Source organism: Thermosphaera sp. (assembly GCF_059755995.1).
In genome coordinates this window covers 17,950-35,694 of record NZ_DBOUKL010000022.1, presented here as the reverse complement: position 1 = coordinate 35,694, position 17,745 = coordinate 17,950, and the positions used below count along the sequence as shown (strand labels likewise).

Sequence of the window (17,745 nt, the reverse complement as noted above, 5' to 3'; positions counted from 1 at the left end):
CTCAGGGGACGAGCCGGGTGGATGCTTAACTGCAACCCGGGGTAGAGCGGGATCCCGTGAATTCGAGTATAAACCCTGAATGCGCCAGCCCCCACAGCGCCCTTATAAACCAATTCTTAAACACTACTCTCTCCTAGATCTCGCACCTGTACTTTGTAAGAAGTCATTTTGCAAGTACGCATAAATGCATGTCTTCAACCGCAAAATACCTGGTGATTTCTAACGCGCTTAGTTCATCCTTTTACGTGATGCCTGGGTTCACCACCACAGGAGGAGGGAGCAAGGTATTGCTAGCAGTAGCGGCAACGGTTACTCCGGAAGCATTCACACCTCTAATGATGGCTGTTCCGCCAGCGCTAGAACTACTCCTGCTAATCCTAATGCTCAAGAATTAAGCATTCCGAAGCGGTTGATCAAATAGTTGAAACCATAGTGGGCGCCGGCAAGAATTATGAATAGTGTGGCAGGGAAACCGGTTTCAGAATGGGTAACGATCCTCATCCCCGTTTCAAGGGTAGGATTACCGTCGTGTCATCACTACTTATCCATATCGTGATCGAATCCTTAATACTTTACTCATCTAATCTCAACCCTCTGCTCAATCATCCTTAACAGGGGCTTCAACCTGCACACCCGTATCCGTGGAGAGCGGGACACCAATTCTTTATTACTTCAGCCTTCAATATTATCGGTAGAATAGCCTGGGCGCCAGGGATAGTGAATGGCTGAAAACTATTTCAAGATGATAAGGCCTTTAAACTCTTTCATGAGCGGGCTTGGAGTAGTCTTCTCACTCCTCGTGTTCAACTCCTACAGGCTCAACCAGCATGTGTTGCTGCTAGCGGTAATAGGGTTTACAACAGGCTTCACAGCCACGGCAGCTAGCATGCTGGTCAACGATATCGTCGATATCGAGGTGGACAGGGTTAACAAGCCCTGGAAACCCTTGCCCAGCGGTCGGGCAAGCGTTAAGGCAGCGTGGATTCTGACAGTGGTTTTCTCAGTTGTGAGTGTCGCGGTGAACATTATTGCTGGACCCAGCCTTGTAGTCGTGACAGCTGCCTACCTGGCAATAGGCTTGCTCTACAATTTCATGCGTAAACACTGGTGGAGCCAGTTCATGGTTTCAGCATCAACAACTGGTCCAATAGTCTACGGATACGTAGCCTCAGGCCTCCCGCGCGAAGCCCTCGGCTTCACAATACTCTTCACCCTAACAATCTTCATAGTCAACACTGGCAGAGAGGTGTTGAAGGCTGTTCAGGATATTGAAGGGGATAAAGCCCTCGGGTACGAGACCATTCCTTTGAAAATAGGTGTTCCAGCATCCATTAAAATATTGAAAGCATGCAGCGTGACAGGGCCGTTAACCGGGGTACTAGCAGGAGTGCTGGGCAAGGCAAGCATTCTCTACCTCGCCCTAATACTTGCAGCGGGTTATTTGTACTCCTCAAGCCTTCTCAAGACATGCATGAACCCTGGGGACAAGCAGGCGTTGGAGAAGTCCCGTAGAACCACTCTGAGGGCAATGCTTCTCGGGCTCGTAGCGTTCTGGGCTAGCAGGATAGGGTTTACAATATCTTTTTGAAGCCCGCGTATAATGTAGGAGTGTAAGCCATGAGCAATCCCAGCAGGAAAAACCCTGCTAAAACCCCGTAAGGTATTAGTGCTGAGAAGCTATACGTGAGGAACGCGATGAGTGAAACCCCTAACCCCATTGCAATCCTCTCCGGGAAGCTCAAAGAGTCCAGCATCCTCATGGAGCGGTCGACGACGCGGTTGCCAATGATTAGGGAGAGCGCCAGCCCCAGTAGCGCCTGGCTTGCTGAAACCTCCCACCCGTTCACAAGGTTTATAGAACTAGCTAGCACGGCTAGGGCGAGGGGTTGAAGCCAGGGTTTCACGGTTTTAACCCCTAATCCCTTAACCGAGAACAACCCGCACGAGAGCCCGACGAATACCCCGCCGACCACGTCTAAAGGATAGTGCACCATGAGGAACACCCTGCTAAGTGAAACACCCGCTACAGCTATTGCTGAGAAGACGGCGAGCCCCCTCCTCCTCACCTGGAGAGTTATCGATGTCCAGAACGATGTTGAAACCTGTGAGTGGCCGCTGGGGAATCCGGGTCCGGAGGCTTCAGCTCTCCAGTACTCCTGGGGAGGACGCGGCAGGTTTAGAGAATACTTGAGAGCAATGTTGAGGGATCCTGAGAATAATACTGCAGCGGCAACACTAATTCCCATTCCTTTCCTCATAGTGAAGAACAGGATGATTCCCGCGATCAAGTAGAACTTCTCATCTCCTAGAAGGCTCCACGCTATCCACAGTTCCTTATTGTTTAAGGCTACTGCAACAGCTAGCATGATTCCCGCTGAAATACTTAGTAGCCAAATGATTTTCTCGGAAAAACTACTGTTTCCCAATTAAAACAGTCCTCAGGCACTGAATATTGCTCCAGCCGCTTTCTTATATTCTTGAATACTGGCTGTTTTCAAGGGGTTTATCCCTCTCATCCTGGCAAGCTTGCAGCTGGATAGTCCGAAGACCATGGACCCGTACAGTATCTTGTCCAGCAGGCTACCCCCCTCTAGAACCAGCCTGTGAAAACTCTTCGTAACCCTCCCGTATATTGTTCTCATGAAGTCGACAAGCATCACGCCAACCCTATCACCCGGGTCCACGACCTCGAGAACTGTGAAGTCTTTGAAGAAAGGCTCCTCGTAACCCACTATGTCGTTATGCATCCATTCAGGAGCAACATCGACCTTGACAGGTATCTTAGCGTTCTCGTTAAACTCGTTCTTCCCTCTCAGCCCGAGCGATTCTAGCGGGGAGTGGGTTGAAATAACCAGCAGTCCTTTAGACCTGTGAACCCATTCAGCAATCAATCCCGCCTCAGCCATAGCCTCACCCGTCTTCTCCTCGAGGAAGTCCACGCTCTCCTCGACTATTTTGAAAGGAATGTTTAACAAGTTGTTCTCGTAAAGCAGTTTCAAAACCCCGTAAAGCATCGACGGGAGGCTTGCCCGCGGCGCCAACCCCTCCGGTAGCTGAATATAGGGGATGCCGTGCTCGTAAGCCCTGGTCTTCAACAACCCGCCGCTTGAAACAGCCACCATGGGGATATTCCTCTCTAATGCGGAGTCGAAGACTCTTAATGTTTCAACAGTGTTACCGCTGTAGCTTACAACGAGCAACAAGTCTTCACGGCTCGCAAAGCCGGGGAGGATGTGGTTTTTAACAGTTATCACAGGTAGTGAGGAGTAATTTGATGAAAGCGTTGACAATACGTCCCCTACAATACCGCTTCCTCCCATACCGGCTACGATCACCGACCTGATTCCTCTGTTAAACCTCACCGGCACGGGTTTTTCAATAGCACTCCTTGCCTGACGGCTCCACTCAACGTACATTTCCTCCATAACCAGCCCCGTTTTAATTTAAGACTTGGAGGAGTAAATAAAAAACAGTGAAGTAAATGAACCCGTTGCTTGAAGACTTGATGACCGGCTGGAAAGTGGTCTACACACACTACGCCGGGGTCGTAGGTAAGCTGGCTTCGCTAGTAGTGAAAGCCTCGGATAAACCAGTTGGGCTTGTAGATGAGAAAAACATCATACTACCCTATATTCCATTAGAAGATGTTGAATCCGGCAAGGTGTTGACAGGGTCTGTGCAAGGAGCTGGGAGAATCATAATAGTGGAGCCGGATAGGATTCCCTTTCTAGGAGGCCTTGTTGAAAACGTGATCGTGTTTACAACCCCTGGTTCCGGGTTAAGGGTTCCAAGGGTTTTCGAGAAAGCATACATCTCCAAAGCAGGCGACGAGTACGTCTACTTCAACAAGAAGTCTTTTCTGAAAATAAGGTTTAAAATAATGGGCGATAGGCTGGTTGTCATAGAGAAGCCTTTCGGAATACTTGGGGAAGGGCTTGAAGCCTTGAAAAACGCGATGCTAACCTACGGGGAGTTAAGCGTGAAAGATGCGGTGTTCATCCTAACCAAGCAGCTTGGTGTTGGGAAGAACGAGGCCCGCAGGATTCTGAGTCAGCTTGTTCTGAGAAAATATGTTAAAATAGTTAAGGGAAAGGTTAACCTCTACTGATGCATGAGGGATTCGTCGAAGTATACTTTTATCAAACCCAGCTTCTTGTAGACTATGTTGACGTACTCGTCTATAGTGGTCCTTGGAACCCCCAGCCTCTCAGCCCGGGATACAACTATGTTTTCAACCACCGCGTACTTCTGATACTTCTCGTTAAGCTCCTTCCACGGTACCCCGCTCAAGGCTTTAGCAATGGTGTTGTCAAGCGGTAGCTCGCCCATTAGGATTAAGAGCGAGATAATAGGGTAGCCTATGTAGTTTTTGAAGATAGTTCCGTTATCGTTGCTGAAAACCCTGAAGGTGTCAACGCCATCCTTAACGATGACCACCGTGTATTCTTTCTCCCCGGTGCTTGACCTGACAAAAGCCTTGTTCACACCCACCAGCTTAATCCTGCCGTCGCCAATGGCTCCAACCGCTTCTAAAACCTTGATTCTGGGAGGTTTTGAAAGAAGTTTAAGGCTCACTCAACTCCACCCCTCCTAAACCTTCCTGACAATGAGAGGGCTTGTTGATTCAACCACTCCCCTGCCGCTAACCTGCTGCCCTATTCCAAGCCTCAAAACTTCATGGTATGATGCAGCATCAAGTATTAAGTAGAACTCAGCATCCTTATCATTCATCCTGCCGTGAACCAGGATGCAGGGCTCCTCAACCCCCTCCGGTTGCTCAACACCTATGACGACTCCCTCGTAGTAAACATGGTTTTCCAAGTCTCCCATCCAAAAGTAAAATATTTCATTCCAACTAATAAAAGTGAATTAAAACAGTAATATACCAAACCAGTACATATTATATATTGGTGATAAATTTGACCGAGCCAATAACTACGAGGCCAGCCTTAATGGAGCTTAACACGGGAATAGTGATAGCTGGAGCATACGCTGACAAGGTCAGGAGGACATTGTTTGCGCAATTGAAAGATTTGATGAAAAACAATAAAGATTTCGCGAGAGAAATAGCGAGAGCGTCCGCGGAATTGAACAGAATCCTCTACCACATACTGGTTGAATCAATCCGGGTCGAGAAGGGCGATGCCGTGAGAATAAGGGTTAAATACAGCATGGACAAGGATTTCAACAGGATAGTGTTCGACTATAACACCCTTAGCCTAGAGGTTTTCAAAAGAGTTAACGATGAGGAGGTATCCTCCACTATTAGGAAAGTCCTAGATGCAAAGCTTGAAGAGGTTAAGAAGCAGTATGCTACACTCCCGAGCAAGGAGGAGGCTGAGAAGATATTGAGAGGAGAAGTACCGGAACCGGGAAAGCCGTTGGTTTCTGAGATCCGGGAAGATGTTTTGAAAAGCGTTAAGAGCATTGACTTGCTAGGTGAAACTATAACGGGCGGATACTTATTCAAGATCAAGGGACATGAAGACCAGTCTATTGGGATACTGACCCTGGAGCCGAGCGATAGGGGTGTTTTAATCGATGCGTTGATATTAAGCAATGGTAAGGGATTCAGGTACTTGAAGACCTCTGAGACGAGTAAGGAGGTATTGGCTGAAAACCCGGATTTAATCCTTAAAGAACTCCAAGAGGTTAGACCGGCGGAGCTTGGGGCGAAGGAGGCTGAGCAACTCATCGCGGAGAAAGCATCTCTGGCTGTTTAGAACGCTCTTGCTGAATGCAACCGGCAAGCTCGTCTAGGAATTGCTTGAAAACATCTTTTTTCACCCTGGCTCCTGCCGCATAGGGGTGTCCTCCACCGTGAATTTTAAGCCTCCTGCTCAACTCTCTCAACACCTTGTTTAAGTCGACGCTTCCACGGCTTCTCAAGCTTAAAACATAAATGTCACCTCTAGACTCAGCGGCTACGCCGACAAGAGTGCCCCCGTAAACCATCGCGTAGTTGGCTGCCCGGCCGAGGCTTCCCCTCGGATCTACCACATAGGAGATATCTCCATGTACATGCACGTTTGCTTTAACCCACAGCCTCAGCTCCTCGTCTACAACGGCCTGGTGGAGAGCCCTGGAGACAAGGTCTGGGAGCGCACTGGGCAGCTTGTTCCCGCTGAGATGAGCAACTACTTTCCTCTTAAACTCGTGATCACGTCTCGAGCCTTCGAGCCCCTGGGTAATAATTCCAGCCTCCAGATAAATCCCCCTTCTATCCCATTTAAGGAGCTCGCTCCTAACCCAGACGGTTTCGTCAAGGTAGTCGCTGATAGCCCCGTATAACGCTACCCTGCCGTACTCGGGATCCAGCCCTTTCTCGCTGAAATACCTGTACGAGAGCTCTGACGCCGAGCAGCATGGGTCGTGGATAAACTCTACTCCATCGCCTAGGGCGTTGAAGCCTTCCGGGAGAGGGTGATGGTCTATATACAGTACTATTCCACTTTCAGCACGAGTCTTCAAAACCCCTAACAGCTCATCCTTGTAGAGCTCGTCAACGGCGATATCCAACACTACTATGTTGTCTCCCTGTTTCGTGAACGATTTCAAGTCCTCCACGATCCCAACAGGGTGTGTGAAGAACACGTTGCAAGCTGAGCCCATGGTTTTAATGTAGGCGCATGCCAGGGCGCCGGAGACGACCCCGTCCCCGTCACCGTGCGCCAAGACAACCCACCTACTCAAATCCATCACCAGTGTGGAGTGGTCAGCCCCGCGCGAGGATATCATCCCCTTTAAGGGTTACACCTGCCACGCTTCCTCATCCCTTTAAATAATTTGACACACAGGCTTTATACGGTTAACTGAAACACCTCCCTGTTTAAAAGAAAAAGCAATGGGATATTCCCACAGGGCTGGAAGTGCCGGCTAAGATAGACGTTGGGAAGGCTCCTAGGGAAATACTTGAGCTGAGCAACCAGGAGATCTTGCAGGAGTTCATAATGCTTTTAGAGTCGACGGGAGCGTCTAAGGATACTGTTAAAGCTTATCAATCCGCCATCAGCGACTTCCTCGACTTCATCAGGGATAAGCCGTTGAAAGAGGTCACGTTGAGAGATGTGCTTGCATGGAGGAATGAAAGGCTTAGGTCAGGCTTCCCCCGGAAGAAGACAGTCGACAAGGCTAGGTGGCAGGCAACACTACACTACTACACACTGTTTCTTAAAAGGTTTTTCGAATGGCTTGGCCTCCAGCTCAGCGTGCCGGGGGTTAAGAAGCCTTCTTCTAAAATAACTGCTCTAACCGATGAGGAAGTGGGTAAGCTGTTCAACGCTGCTAGAAACCCGCTTGACAAGCTCATTCTACGATTACTGCTGGATACTGGTTTAAGGAGCAGGGAGGTTTTAAGCATCAGGGTTGGCGACATAGACTTCAACAGTAAAACCATTAGAGTCGTCGAGGGCAAGTATGGTAAGGAAAGGTATGTTACAGCTTCCAACGAGACCTTCAAGCTTATCGAGGCCTGGGTGAGGCTGAACAATCTAGGAAGGGATGACAGGTTGATCAACCTGACCTACGGCGGCCTCTACAAGAAGCTTAAAAGGTTGGCTGCGAGAGCGGGCATTCCCCCGGAGAAGATAAGGCCCCATGTTCTCAGGCACACTTTCGCAACAAGGGCTTTAAGGCTTGGCATAAGCCTCCCCTCTCTACAAAGGTTGCTAGGGCATACCGACATCAGGACCACGCAGGTTTACCTCCATTTAACAATAGACGATATCAAGAAGGAGTACAAGGAGAAGTTCGAGAACAATGTTTCACGCGAGGTTAAGGAAACCCTACTATGCAGTAGTTGTGGACGCAGTATTCCCAGCGATGCCTTATTCTGCCCTTACTGTGGGAGACAGGTTTCGAAAACCGGTGAAAACCTAGCCCTCGCTTAACCCGTCTATAATCCTGCCCACCACAGCCTCTACTATTCTCTGATAATTAGGATTAGCTGATTTATACTTGCTTAATATTTCCTCAGCGTTCTCAACAGGGTAGTCATCCTTGAAGGATGATAGGAATTCTTCGACAGAAGTGTTGAAAGCTATGAAGTAGATAGGTGAGACCGGGATGCTCCATCTTTCACTACTGTACTTCAAAGCTAGAAGTTTTTCAAGGTACTCCTCGCCGCTGCCAGGGTTTTCCAGGATAGCCTTGTAGTACTGGGTTAGATAGTGTGAGACAATGATAAACTCTAACTCATTGTTCCTGTAGCCCTTGAAGACTGAGACCTCACTATTATCCTCAAGCACCACGTGGGGTCCTTCCTCAATCGTGAAGCCAAGAGTCTTCAACCTATCTATAAACCCTGAAAGGTTTTTCACGCTGAGAGAGTAAATTTTAATCAAACCTATCAGCCATTAAGAACAATGGTGTTACTGTTTTAAATAAGAGTGGTCAAGCATTGAGCGAGGTTATAGCAGGATCCAGGTCGGAGTCAAAAATTATACGGGTTTTAAGGAACCAGCTCTCTGAGCATGTGGACTGGATTGATGTTTTGAAAACACCGGTGAAGACATGGATTCCTGAAGACTGCTCCATAACCATCGGAGACACGGGTTTCAAATGCATTCCCATACCGTATTCCTTGAAGAGTGAAACGGAAGGATACTTATCCTTTGAAAAAAACCTTCAGCGCGGGTTCGGCGACATTGTTTTAATGAAATACCCTGAAAACTACTACTCGACAAGCATTCGCGTCCACGAAGCATTCCGGAGAGGAGCGTCAGCGGTAATTCTCTACGAGGAAGACGAAGCCCTCACCAGGAAAACAGTCGTAACAGACCCTCCATACCCGTCCAACACTCCAGGGAATCCCCCGCCAATACCTGTAGTAACCGTAGACCAGGAGGCTTACAGAGCATTAAAAGACATGCTGAAAAATACTAGCAAGTTGAAGGCAACGGTTAAAGTGGTAACAGATCTTAAGGATTCAATAGGCTACACGTTGATCGCAGGGGTTAACGGGTCCAGAGATGGCGAAATCCATGTTGCAACGCATCATGACCACTGGTTCGAGGGGGAGGGAGACAGCATTGCCGGGTTGAAAACCCTTGTGGCTTTGGCGAAACAGCTGAGAAAAGTTGAAAACAAGGCAAACGTTTTCCTGATCTCCTTCACTGCGAAAGAATTGGGGTCTCCCTATATTTCTCCATACCCCTGGTCATGGGGCTCTAGGTACTTCTTACAAGTGATGAGGAATAAGGGTTTTTTGGAAAACACGCTGTACTCGGTAGTGATAGACTCAGTCCACGCTGCCACTCCAACAGTGTACTATCATCCTTCATTGTACAAGGTTTTTGCGGAATCGTTGCAGCCGGGCTGGAGCGCTGTTCCAGGCGGAAATCACTATTCCTTTGACAGTCTAAGCTACCTCCTTGAGGGAATACCTTCAATGGCTATTACCACGCTGAACAATGAGTACTCGTGGAGGATTCACTACTCGAGTTTAGATAACCGGGTCAGCGTGAACTCTGATTTAATAGCCGCGGATCTCGCCGAGTTCCTGGTTAAAACAATATTGTCAAGTAGTCCTGAAAAAATTGATGCTAGAAATCTGTGGGATCACGTCTCACGCGACTGGTTTCCCTTGGAGTTTAAAGCAATCGTGGCTAAGGCGAGGCAGGCTGAAAGTGTCATAGGCTCGCTGAGTGTTTTAAGAATCGTTACTGAAACGTTCAGCGACTGTGCTTCACTGAGAATTAATGATCACGCAGTCTTCCATGCTGGGTTGCTAAGCCCTCTACTACTAATCCAGGAAGCGGGAAGCAGGATTGAAGGGATCCTAGGCTGGGAGGATTTTTCCATTAGCCTCCAGCTGTGCAGTGGCAGGTTCTACAACTTCTCATTCACTAAACATAATGAGGGATTCCTGAAGGAAACACTGAACAAAGTGGTTGACGACATTGTAAGTTCGCTAAGCGTTGAGTTCGGCCGTAAGCATACTTTTAAAGTATTGACCACATTTGATCGGATACAAGGTGGCGCTGTTGGAGAAGCAGGGTCCAATAGGAGTTGACAAGTACGCGGATTTCCCTGAATGGTATCATAAAGTGTTGAAGGAGGCTAAGATAGTTGACATAAGATACCCTGTTAAAGGAATGAACGTGTGGATGCCGTACGGGCTTAAGGCTTTGAGGCTTACTCAGAGAATCCTGATTCAATTGCTAGAGGAAACCGGGCATGAAGAAGCATATTTCCCAACTATGATACCTGAGAGTGTTTTCAGCAGGGAGAAGGATTTTCTTGAAGGCTTCGGAGGCGAGACTTTCGTAGTAGAGGGAACAGTGACTAAGCGTTTCGAAGAGAGACTGTTCGTTAGACCCACTAGCGAAACAGTCATGTACTACATGTGGAATATGTGGATAAAGGGGAGAAAGGATCTCCCTGTGAAAATGTACCAGATAGTTAACGTGTTCCGCTATGAAACCAAGATGACACACCCCATTCTGAGGGTCAGGGAGATAATGGGTTTCATAGAAGCACACACCGCTCACGCAACCATGGAGGAGGCTGAGGCTCAGATAAAGGAGGCGTTAAGCATTTACAAAAAGTACTTCGACGCTCTACAACTCCCGTACTTCATTGTTAAAACCCCTCCATGGGATACCTTTGCAGGAGCGGAGTACAACTACGACTTCATAACCGTTATGCCGGATGGCAAGGGCTTGGAGCTTGGAAGCGTTATAAATCTTGGACAAAGGTTCTCACAAGCCTTCGACATAAAGTTCATGGATTCCGATGGCAGCGAGAAATATGTTTTCCAAACCTGCTACGGTGTCAGTGAGAGGACGTTGGGAGCGGTAATAGGGATCCACGGGGATGAGAAAGGATTGTTCTTCCCTCCCGAGATCGCGCCCATCCAGGTAGTAATAGTCCCGATAATGAGGGGTGTTGAACAAGAAGTACTGGATTATGCCAGCAGAGTGGAGAAGCTTCTGAAAAACCTTGGAGTAAGAGTGCACGTTGACATGGATTTAGAGCACACGCCCGGCTGGAAATACTACTACTGGGAGATGCTCGGAGTTCCAACAAGGATAGAGGTTGGAAGGAGGGAGGCTTCAACGCTTACCGCTACCATTGCCAGGAGAGATGGAGCGCTCAAGACCATTGTAAAGATTGACGAGCTCTATCACGCGTTGAAAAACACATGGGAGGGAATCAATAGTTACCTCAGGGAGAAAGGTTTGAAACACCTTGAGAAAATGGTGGTTAAGCCTCCTTTGGAGGACGGGCTTGAAAGCGTAAGGGGACTCATAGTAGCTCCCTGGGATGGTTCAAGAGAATGTGCCGAGGAGTTGGAGAAGAACACTGGGAAGCAACTGCTGGGCGAGATAGTTGAATCCCCCATACCCTTGAGCAATCCATCAGAATACGCTACATGCCGTGGTGGAAGAGCGGATAGATTTGCCCTCCTGGGAGTTACTTACTAAACCCTGTTAAACTTGGTGTAAGATTTTATAAGGGATGGAATTATTTTTTAAATAGCCTAGCATGGTGCATATGAATGAGCGAGTATATGAAACAGTTTAAAATCCAGGTTGCTTCCAAAATCCCAGGTATTAAATTTCAGGATAAGAGCGGCGAGCTCCAGTTGATTAAGGACGGTAATGTTGTCGCAACGATTAAGGACGAGAAGGATTATGTCACGGTAACGATAAAGAACAACACTTTCAAATACGATAAATGGTATACGAAACCTGAGCATCTGGCTGAGACGATAAGGGTTTACGTGGAGCGCTCTTAATTCTTAGGGATTAAGCAACATTTTTTAATATTGAAAAAAGCTTCATACTCTGATCTCTCCTCAACACTACCCTCGCACTTGAGCCTGTATTTGAACAGTGGCGCATCCAACACCACAGTCTCGGCTTCACCCCCCTCGAAAGAAGGGTTGAAACCGTATTTCTCTGATAAAACCAGTATCTTCTCAACATCCTCTGCTGATAAGACCCTCCCCAGCATGCTGTGGGGGAGGCCCATGGTTGTTATAGACTGTATTATGAACCTTACCCCGTAACCGATTAGTCTGCGGAGATAGTTTTTCTGGTCAACACCCCAGTTCGGGTGAATTGCTTCAAGGCCGTGTTTCAAAGCTATTTTCTCAAACCTTTCTTTTTGAAACCTGCTTAGAACAGCCCCGGATGCAAGGCCGGAGAGCCCGTACCTCCTAACACACCTTGATAAGACTTCATCGAGAACAACCTCTTCCCTCCCCGGGTCAACAACAGTGGCTGTCTCAAGAGGAATTCCCATCGAATAAGCCTGCAACATTAACACCTGCGGGTGGGGCTTGTGGTACAGCATCGAGTACTCGTAAGACGGTATAATGCTGATCAACACCTTCACGTTGAAGCCTTCATCCTTCAGCTTGTGCACTGCTAAAACAGAATCCTTTCCCCCGGTAAACAACACTGCAATGTTCAAAAACACTCCCAAGCGAAATTTAAAGAGAAATCAATGATATAAATAAAGCTGCTGTTGAAGATGAAGGTAGTTGTTATCATAGATGACAAATCCACTAGTGATGTGATAAGGGCCAGGCATGGTTTATCGTTGCTGTTTGAGAAAGAAGGGTTCACTATTTTATTCGACATGGGCCCTGATGAGGAGTCGCTTAAGGAGAATATGAGAGTCTTGGGAATAGATGCTTCAAGAATCGATGTAGCAGTAATATCCCATCCGCATTCCGACCACTACGGGGGTTTCAAACACCTTTCCTGGGAAAACCCTTACATCAAGGTTTACATCCCATACGGCATGATGGACTCGCTGGGCAGGATGCTCCGTTCTCACGACATGATCCCGGTTGAAGTTACTAAGACCACGCAGTTGGCAAGGGATGTTTTAGTTGCTGGCCCTTTTCACGGACCGCCCGTGGAGCAGTATCTCGTTTTCAACATGGGGGATGAGTTGTTGATTGCGACCGGTTGCCTACACCCTGGTGTGGAGACCCTTGAAAAGGTGGCATCATCCCTGGGGAGGAGGATTGGAGTGCTGATAGGTGGGCTCCACCTCCGCAACGCCCCCGAGGAAGTTGTGAAAAGAACTCTAGACTATGTTGTTGGTGAACTAGGGGTTGCTAAGCTGGTCCCCTTGCACTGCATAGGGAGGAGGGCTTTAGAATATCTCAGGGAGAAATACAGCAATGTCCTGGTCGAGGCTGGGGCAGGATCTGTTATTGAGTTTTAAAACAGGTTCAAGCGGTCTGGGAGCCTGGTGGTTCAAGCCCCTTGTATTTTGGATGATACTTCTTAATATGCTCTACCCTAACCTTCTTCAACTCCTCTTCTGGAAGGATTGCTAGTAATTCCCACGCTATGTCAAGCGTTTGCTCTATACTCCTCCTCTCGAACTCTCCCTGCCCGATAAATCTTCTCTCAAACCTGTCAGCAAACTCGAGGAACTTTTTATCCCTGGAACTCAACGCCTCTGACCCTACGATAACCGAGAGCTCCCTAAGCCTCACAGCCTCCGCGTAAGAGCCGATCAATTGCATGAATACTCCGTGATGATCCTCTCTAGTCTTACCTGGCCCGATCCCGTCCTTCATCAATCTTGAAAGACTCATCAACGGATCTATGGGCGGGTACACTCCCTTAAGCCACATTCCACGTGAGAACACTATCTGCCCCTCTGTAATGTAGCCGGTGAGGTCGGGTATGGGGTGCGTTATATCGTCGTCGGGCATTGTTAGAATGGGGAACTGGGTGATACTGCCCTTCCTGTTTGAAGCCCTCCCAGCTCTCTCATATATGGTGGCTAGGTCTGTGTACATGTAACCCGGATACCCTCTTCTCCCGGGTACCTCTTCCCTTGCCGCGCTGAGCTCTCTCAAGGCTTCACAGTAGAAAGTCATATCGGTCATCACCACGAGCACGTGCATGTCGTAGTTCCAGGCTAGGTGTTCGGCGATTGACAGTGCGAAGCGTGGTGTGGCAATCCTCTCTATGACGGGGGAGTTAGCAGTGTTTATCAACGCCACAGTTCTCTCCATGGCTCCTGATTGCCTGAAGCTCTCTATGAAGAACATGGCGTCATCGTATGGGACGCCGATCGCTGCAAAGACTACTGCAAACTTTTCCTCTTTCCCCAAAACCCTTGCCTGCCTAACTATTTGCGCAGCCACCCTGTTATGGGGGAGTCCCGACCCGCTGAAGATAGGGAGCTTCTGCCCTCTCACAATGCTGAACAATCCATCTATAGCAGAAATCCCTGTCTCAATGAACTCGTTCGGCGGTAGCCTGGCTGAAGGATTAAGCGGGTAGCCGTTGATATCGAAGTATTCCTCCGGGACTATTTCCCCTCCGCCGTCAATGGGTCTGCCGAAACCATCCAAAATTCTTCCAAGCATGTCTATGGAAACAGGAACCCTTAAAACCTCGCCCCTGTATCTCACAGTGGTTTTCTGCAGGTCAATGTCCGAAACCCCGCCGAACACCTGTATGACCGTTGCTGTTTTCCCGACATCTATTACCTGCCCAAGCTTAACCTCCCCATTCGGTAACGAGATCTCAACCAGCTCGCCGTAGGAGACCCCGGGGATGGTTTCAACGAAAAGCAGGCTTCCCTGGGCTCTATGGAGCCTGCGGCTCTCCCTAATAACCAGGTTTAGGCTCAACTACCCCACCTCCTGTAGAAGTAGTTCGAATTCTTTCTTAATCTCATCCATGATCTCCTGGAAGGCTTTCTCATAGTCGAAAACCGGGATGTCCTTCATTCTCGCGATTTTCTCCTTGACTTTCATAGTTAGGATTTTTTCCAGCCCAACCCCCTTCTTCAAAGCGTCGAAGGCGTAGTCGTGGAACAAGCTGATCACTTTAGCCATGTATAGAGTCTTCGACGGGGGCGAGAAAGCGTCAACAGGGCTGAACGCATCCTGCTGGAGAAAATCTTCCCTCACCATGCGCGCAACCTCTAATGTAAGCTTATCCTCTGCTGGCAACGCCTCAGTGCCAACCAGTCGAACCAGCTCCTCCAGCTCAGCCTCCTTCTGGAGAATACTCATCAATTTCTCCCTTAGCAATCCATACTCCTCTCCCTGCTTACTCCACCATTCTTTAACATGATCCACATAGAGACTGTAGCTTGTCAGCCAGTTTATGGATGGGTAGTGTCTACGGTAAGCCAGGCCGACGTCGAGCGCGTAGAGAGCCCTTACCACTCTCAACGTGGCTTGGGTGACGGGTTCGCTGAAGTCAGCGCCGGGGGGTGAAACCGCGCCGATAATGGTTAAGCTCCCTGTTCTAGAAGGTTCTCCAATGGTTTTCACAAGCCCGCTTCTCTCGTAGAATGATGCGAGCCTGGATCCAAGGTAGGCTGGGAACCCCTCCTCACCCGGCAGCTCTTCAAGTCTTCCACTAATCTCTCTCATCGCCTCAGCCCATCTACTTGTAGAGTCGGCTACCAGCAGAACATTGTAGCCCATATCCCTATAATACTCTCCTATTGTAACACCCATGAACACGCTTGCTTCTCTAGCCGCAACGGGCATGTTGCTAGTGTTAGCGATGAACACGCTTCTCTCCATTAAGGGCCTCCCGGTTCTGAAATCAGTCAGCTTGATGAAACTGTGGAGTGCATCAGCCATCTCGTTTCCTCTCTCCCCGCAACCAATATAGATGGTGACGTCTGCTTCACTACGCTTCGTCAGCCCTTGAAGGGTGACGGTTTTCCCCGTGCCGAAACCCCCTGGTATCGCGGCCTTTCCACCTTTCCCGATCGGGAAGAGGAAGTCGATAACCCTGAGCCCGGTTATAAGGGGCTCCTTCGAGTCGAGCTTCTCTTTGAAAGGCCTGGGCTTTCTAATAGGCCATTTCTGATACATTTTCACTTCAACACCATTGATTTTAGCCACCGGTTCTTCAATAGTGTATGAGCCTTCCCCACCAACCCATTCAACTACTCCTCTAGCTTCTAAAGGAACCATGATGTAATGAGAAATCAGCTCGGTTTCTTTCACAACTCCTATGAAGTCTCCTGGGCCAACCTTGTCACCAGGCTTCACTAATGGTTTGAAATCCCATTTCTTATCCCTGGGAAGAGGGCTTGCCTTAACCCCTTTTCTAACGAAGATTCCGGATAGCTCCTGGATAACTGGGAGGGGTCTTTGAATACCGTCGAAGATCGACGTTATCAGCCCCGGTCCCAGCTCAGCTGACAGTGGTTGCCCTGTGAGGTAGACAGGCTCCCCAACCTTTAAACCAGTTGTATCCTCGTAGACCTGTATTACAGCCTTGTCCTGTTCAACCCCTATGACCTCGCCTATTAACCTCTCCTCTCCAACCTCCACTACCTCGTAAACTCCCACGCCTTTGACGTTTTCAGCTATAACAAGGGGGCCAGATACCCGGAAAACCACTCCCTTCTTCTCCAAACCAAACACCTTAAGCAAGCACATGGGTCCAGGTAGGTTAGACCCATAATAATAAAGCGATTCAATATTTTAAAACTCAATGCTTATCCCGAGATACTTCTTGACAAGGCTCTTATAATACTCGGCTACGTCGATTCTGCCGGCTTCTTTTGGATGGTCAAGCGGAATGGTTAAAACCTTTTCTTTCAACAAGGGTACGAGGTCTCGCAAACTTTTGCAATCATCCTCGATGTTGCGGAAGTAGATTAGAACATTATAGTTCTCTACTACTTTTCTTAACTCGCTAACGAGTTCTTCACAGTTGTCCTTGTAGATTATGGCGTCAGCGCCTGCGGCAACCCCGATTAACCCGAGGATAGGATCCCCTACAACTAGTATTTTCTTCTCGGGAAACACAGGCTGTTTTACTTCAGCCATTTGCTTAACAACCTCTGAAGCTCGACTTTATATGTCTCGGTGTAAATGGATAGAACTATTAGTTTCAAAATAACGCTGCTTCCCATTAAACGTACAAGTCTTCTAACCCTCTCCTCCACGTAGCCTCCTGTGAGAGTTTTCGAAAGACTCATAGTAGTTAAAACCGTGGCGAGGTCGAAGGCTTCAACTCCTTTGAGAATGGTTGATGAATCCGTTAAGGCATCGAATAATTCCAGCACAATCTTTCTATACCCTGATGATATTTTCGCGAGCTCGGTTAAATCCGAGCTACAGGCTTCCCTGAAAACATTGTCCTCCATGATTAAGGGGTAGAGCGGCTCTTTGGACAACTCGGGAAACATCCTGCAAAGCCTAACAGCCATCGCATCGTGATATATTCCGACTATTCTCCAAATCCTGTAGTTTAATACTTTATCGATATTTGCAACAGATCTGTGAAGCGCTAGAGCTATCTCCCTCATGCTCAGCTCTTTGCTCTGAACGAACCGGTCTACCAGTCTCGCGAATACTTTGTCAACACTTCTCCTGAGCGCATCTATGTCGAACTCCTCAGGTTTTACCAGGGGGATTTTCCTGGCAAGGGGTGTTGGGAATATGACTACTGGTTTTCGCCCAATACTTATATTGTGGAGGACTACGACAACGTTGACTAGTTCCGACAGGCTCGTCATCGAGTTGAGATAGCTTCTAGCCTCCTTATTCTTTGTTTTATCAAGTAGCTCTACTATCTTGTCAATGAAGAAGTCATCAATGTCTCGTTGAACATCGATCAGGGTGTAGGTAGCAGTGGTTACTCTTTTCAAAACCCTGCCGGCCCACGGCTTCTCCGCCATGGATGAGAAAGCGTTAGCGAGATCCGAGTATTGAAGCATTGATAAAGCATCTTCAAGCGTAACGTATTCCAAGCCTTGCGAGGAGGTTTTCGCCTTACTCATTTT

Annotated in this window: 20 protein-coding genes; 9 read left to right on the top strand and 11 right to left on the bottom strand. The window is 48.3% G+C overall.

All coding sequences use genetic code 11. The features are described 5' to 3' along the window. Nucleotides 1–188: 188 nt before the first annotated feature. Nucleotides 189–395 carry a hypothetical protein gene (locus tag AC3OH0_RS02310; protein WP_498344615.1) on the top strand — a complete coding sequence of 69 codons (207 nt, stop codon included), beginning with the start codon at nucleotides 189–191 and terminating at the stop codon, nucleotides 393–395. A gap of 326 nt (nucleotides 396–721) precedes the next feature. Further along, nucleotides 722–1,588: a geranylgeranylglycerol-phosphate geranylgeranyltransferase gene (locus AC3OH0_RS02305; RefSeq protein ID WP_498344614.1), complete on the top strand. Its 867-nt coding sequence runs from the start codon at nucleotides 722–724 to the stop codon at nucleotides 1,586–1,588. Here the strand turns inward: AC3OH0_RS02305 and AC3OH0_RS02300 are convergent. After that, nucleotides 1,572–2,366 (bottom strand): phosphatase PAP2 family protein, encoded by a 795-nt coding sequence (locus tag AC3OH0_RS02300; RefSeq protein ID WP_498344613.1) that lies wholly within the window; start codon nucleotides 2,364–2,366, stop codon nucleotides 1,572–1,574. The genes AC3OH0_RS02305 and AC3OH0_RS02300 overlap by 17 nt on opposite strands. A 72-nt stretch (nucleotides 2,367–2,438) precedes the next feature. Continuing rightward, a complete protein-coding gene (locus AC3OH0_RS02295; protein WP_498344612.1) occupies nucleotides 2,439–3,425 on the bottom strand; it encodes an SIS domain-containing protein in 987 nt (328 codons plus the stop codon). Nucleotides 3,426–3,481: 56 nt separating this feature from the next. Between AC3OH0_RS02295 and AC3OH0_RS02290 the strand changes: the two genes are divergently transcribed. Continuing rightward, on the top strand, nucleotides 3,482–4,108 hold the full coding sequence (locus AC3OH0_RS02290) for a hypothetical protein (RefSeq protein ID WP_498344611.1): 627 nt from the start codon (nucleotides 3,482–3,484) through the stop codon (nucleotides 4,106–4,108). Here the strand turns inward: AC3OH0_RS02290 and AC3OH0_RS02285 are convergent. Both AC3OH0_RS02285 and AC3OH0_RS02280 read right to left on the bottom strand, forming a co-directional pair. Then, entirely contained in the window at nucleotides 4,102–4,575 is a 474-nt protein-coding gene (locus tag AC3OH0_RS02285) for a UCP014422 family protein (protein ID WP_498344610.1), read from the bottom strand. The two genes, AC3OH0_RS02290 and AC3OH0_RS02285, sit on opposite strands and share 7 nt — an antisense overlap. Nucleotides 4,576–4,590: 15 nt before the next feature. After that, entirely contained in the window at nucleotides 4,591–4,830 is a 240-nt protein-coding gene (locus AC3OH0_RS02280) for a hypothetical protein (RefSeq protein WP_498344609.1), read from the bottom strand. An 89-nt stretch (nucleotides 4,831–4,919) separates the two neighbouring features. On the opposite strand from AC3OH0_RS02280, the gene AC3OH0_RS02275 reads away from it, so the two are divergent. Next, nucleotides 4,920–5,723: a DUF2258 domain-containing protein gene (locus tag AC3OH0_RS02275; protein ID WP_498344608.1), complete on the top strand. Its 804-nt coding sequence runs from the start codon at nucleotides 4,920–4,922 to the stop codon at nucleotides 5,721–5,723. Here the strand turns inward: AC3OH0_RS02275 and AC3OH0_RS02270 are convergent. Then, nucleotides 5,692–6,693 carry a DHHA1 domain-containing protein gene (locus AC3OH0_RS02270; RefSeq protein ID WP_498344607.1) on the bottom strand — a complete coding sequence of 334 codons (1,002 nt, stop codon included), beginning with the start codon at nucleotides 6,691–6,693 and terminating at the stop codon, nucleotides 5,692–5,694. The genes AC3OH0_RS02275 and AC3OH0_RS02270 overlap by 32 nt on opposite strands. 176 nt (nucleotides 6,694–6,869) lie before the next feature. On the opposite strand from AC3OH0_RS02270, the gene xerA reads away from it, so the two are divergent. Beyond that, a complete protein-coding gene (gene xerA / locus AC3OH0_RS02265; protein WP_498344606.1) occupies nucleotides 6,870–7,889 on the top strand; it encodes a site-specific tyrosine recombinase/integron integrase in 1,020 nt (339 codons plus the stop codon). Here the strand turns inward: xerA and AC3OH0_RS02260 are convergent. Continuing rightward, nucleotides 7,875–8,342 (bottom strand): hypothetical protein, encoded by a 468-nt coding sequence (locus AC3OH0_RS02260; RefSeq protein WP_498344605.1) that lies wholly within the window; start codon nucleotides 8,340–8,342, stop codon nucleotides 7,875–7,877. The genes xerA and AC3OH0_RS02260 overlap by 15 nt on opposite strands. Before the next feature lie 56 nt (nucleotides 8,343–8,398). Between AC3OH0_RS02260 and AC3OH0_RS02255 the strand changes: the two genes are divergently transcribed. From AC3OH0_RS02255 to AC3OH0_RS02245, 3 genes are all read left to right on the top strand, one after another. After that, entirely contained in the window at nucleotides 8,399–10,012 is a 1,614-nt protein-coding gene (locus AC3OH0_RS02255; protein WP_498344604.1) for a hypothetical protein, read from the top strand. Next, entirely contained in the window at nucleotides 9,984–11,426 is a 1,443-nt protein-coding gene (proS, locus tag AC3OH0_RS02250) for a proline--tRNA ligase (protein ID WP_498344603.1), read from the top strand. Before AC3OH0_RS02255 ends, proS begins: the two co-directional genes overlap by 29 nt. A gap of 74 nt (nucleotides 11,427–11,500) precedes the next feature. Beyond that, a complete protein-coding gene (locus AC3OH0_RS02245; protein WP_498344602.1) occupies nucleotides 11,501–11,740 on the top strand; it encodes a hypothetical protein in 240 nt (79 codons plus the stop codon). Here AC3OH0_RS02245 and AC3OH0_RS02240 read toward each other — a convergent pair. Then, complete coding sequence (locus tag AC3OH0_RS02240) at nucleotides 11,737–12,426, bottom strand: diphthine--ammonia ligase (RefSeq protein WP_498344617.1); 690 nt, start codon at nucleotides 12,424–12,426, stop codon at nucleotides 11,737–11,739. The genes AC3OH0_RS02245 and AC3OH0_RS02240 overlap by 4 nt on opposite strands. A gap of 54 nt (nucleotides 12,427–12,480) precedes the next feature. On the opposite strand from AC3OH0_RS02240, the gene AC3OH0_RS02235 reads away from it, so the two are divergent. Continuing rightward, nucleotides 12,481–13,185, top strand: coding sequence for an MBL fold metallo-hydrolase (locus tag AC3OH0_RS02235; protein WP_498344601.1), 705 nt, complete (start codon nucleotides 12,481–12,483; stop codon nucleotides 13,183–13,185). 7 nt (nucleotides 13,186–13,192) lie between these two features. Here AC3OH0_RS02235 and AC3OH0_RS02230 read toward each other — a convergent pair whose 3' ends face one another. Genes AC3OH0_RS02230 through AC3OH0_RS02215 form a run of 4 tightly spaced genes read right to left on the bottom strand, consistent with a single transcriptional unit; the run spans nucleotide 13,193 to nucleotide 17,742 of the window. Further along, on the bottom strand, nucleotides 13,193–14,614 hold the full coding sequence (locus tag AC3OH0_RS02230; RefSeq protein WP_498344600.1) for a V-type ATP synthase subunit B: 1,422 nt from the start codon (nucleotides 14,612–14,614) through the stop codon (nucleotides 13,193–13,195). Next, complete coding sequence (locus tag AC3OH0_RS02225) at nucleotides 14,615–16,393, bottom strand: V-type ATP synthase subunit A (protein WP_498344599.1); 1,779 nt, start codon at nucleotides 16,391–16,393, stop codon at nucleotides 14,615–14,617. A 45-nt stretch (nucleotides 16,394–16,438) separates the two neighbouring features. Continuing rightward, nucleotides 16,439–16,786 carry a hypothetical protein gene (locus AC3OH0_RS02220; RefSeq protein ID WP_498344598.1) on the bottom strand — a complete coding sequence of 116 codons (348 nt, stop codon included), beginning with the start codon at nucleotides 16,784–16,786 and terminating at the stop codon, nucleotides 16,439–16,441. Next, entirely contained in the window at nucleotides 16,774–17,742 is a 969-nt protein-coding gene (locus AC3OH0_RS02215) for a hypothetical protein (RefSeq protein ID WP_498344597.1), read from the bottom strand. The genes AC3OH0_RS02220 and AC3OH0_RS02215 overlap by 13 nt, the downstream gene beginning before the upstream one ends. Between the last annotated feature and the right edge of the window lie 3 nt (nucleotides 17,743–17,745).

Bases quoted from the DNA above. Each gene is read 5' to 3' on its own strand.
- AC3OH0_RS02300 (WP_498344613.1), bottom strand. From the start codon at position 2,366: ATGCTAGCTGTTGCAGTAGCCTTAAACAATAAGGAACTGTGGATAGCG.
- AC3OH0_RS02225 (WP_498344599.1), bottom strand. From the start codon at position 16,393: ATGTGCTTGCTTAAGGTGTTTGGTTTGGAGAAGAAGGGAGTGGTTTTC.
- AC3OH0_RS02215 (WP_498344597.1), bottom strand. From the start codon at position 17,742: ATGAGTAAGGCGAAAACCTCCTCGCAAGGCTTGGAATACGTTACGCTT.
- AC3OH0_RS02295 (WP_498344612.1), bottom strand. From the start codon at position 3,425: ATGGAGGAAATGTACGTTGAGTGGAGCCGTCAGGCAAGGAGTGCTATT.
- AC3OH0_RS02245 (WP_498344602.1), top strand. From the start codon at position 11,501: ATGAGCGAGTATATGAAACAGTTTAAAATCCAGGTTGCTTCCAAAATC.
- AC3OH0_RS02280 (WP_498344609.1), bottom strand. From the start codon at position 4,830: ATGGGAGACTTGGAAAACCATGTTTACTACGAGGGAGTCGTCATAGGT.
- AC3OH0_RS02305 (WP_498344614.1), top strand. From the start codon at position 722: ATGGCTGAAAACTATTTCAAGATGATAAGGCCTTTAAACTCTTTCATG.
- AC3OH0_RS02235 (WP_498344601.1), top strand. From the start codon at position 12,481: ATGAAGGTAGTTGTTATCATAGATGACAAATCCACTAGTGATGTGATA.
- AC3OH0_RS02310 (WP_498344615.1), top strand. From the start codon at position 189: ATGTCTTCAACCGCAAAATACCTGGTGATTTCTAACGCGCTTAGTTCA.
- AC3OH0_RS02220 (WP_498344598.1), bottom strand. From the start codon at position 16,786: ATGGCTGAAGTAAAACAGCCTGTGTTTCCCGAGAAGAAAATACTAGTT.
- AC3OH0_RS02290 (WP_498344611.1), top strand. From the start codon at position 3,482: ATGAACCCGTTGCTTGAAGACTTGATGACCGGCTGGAAAGTGGTCTAC.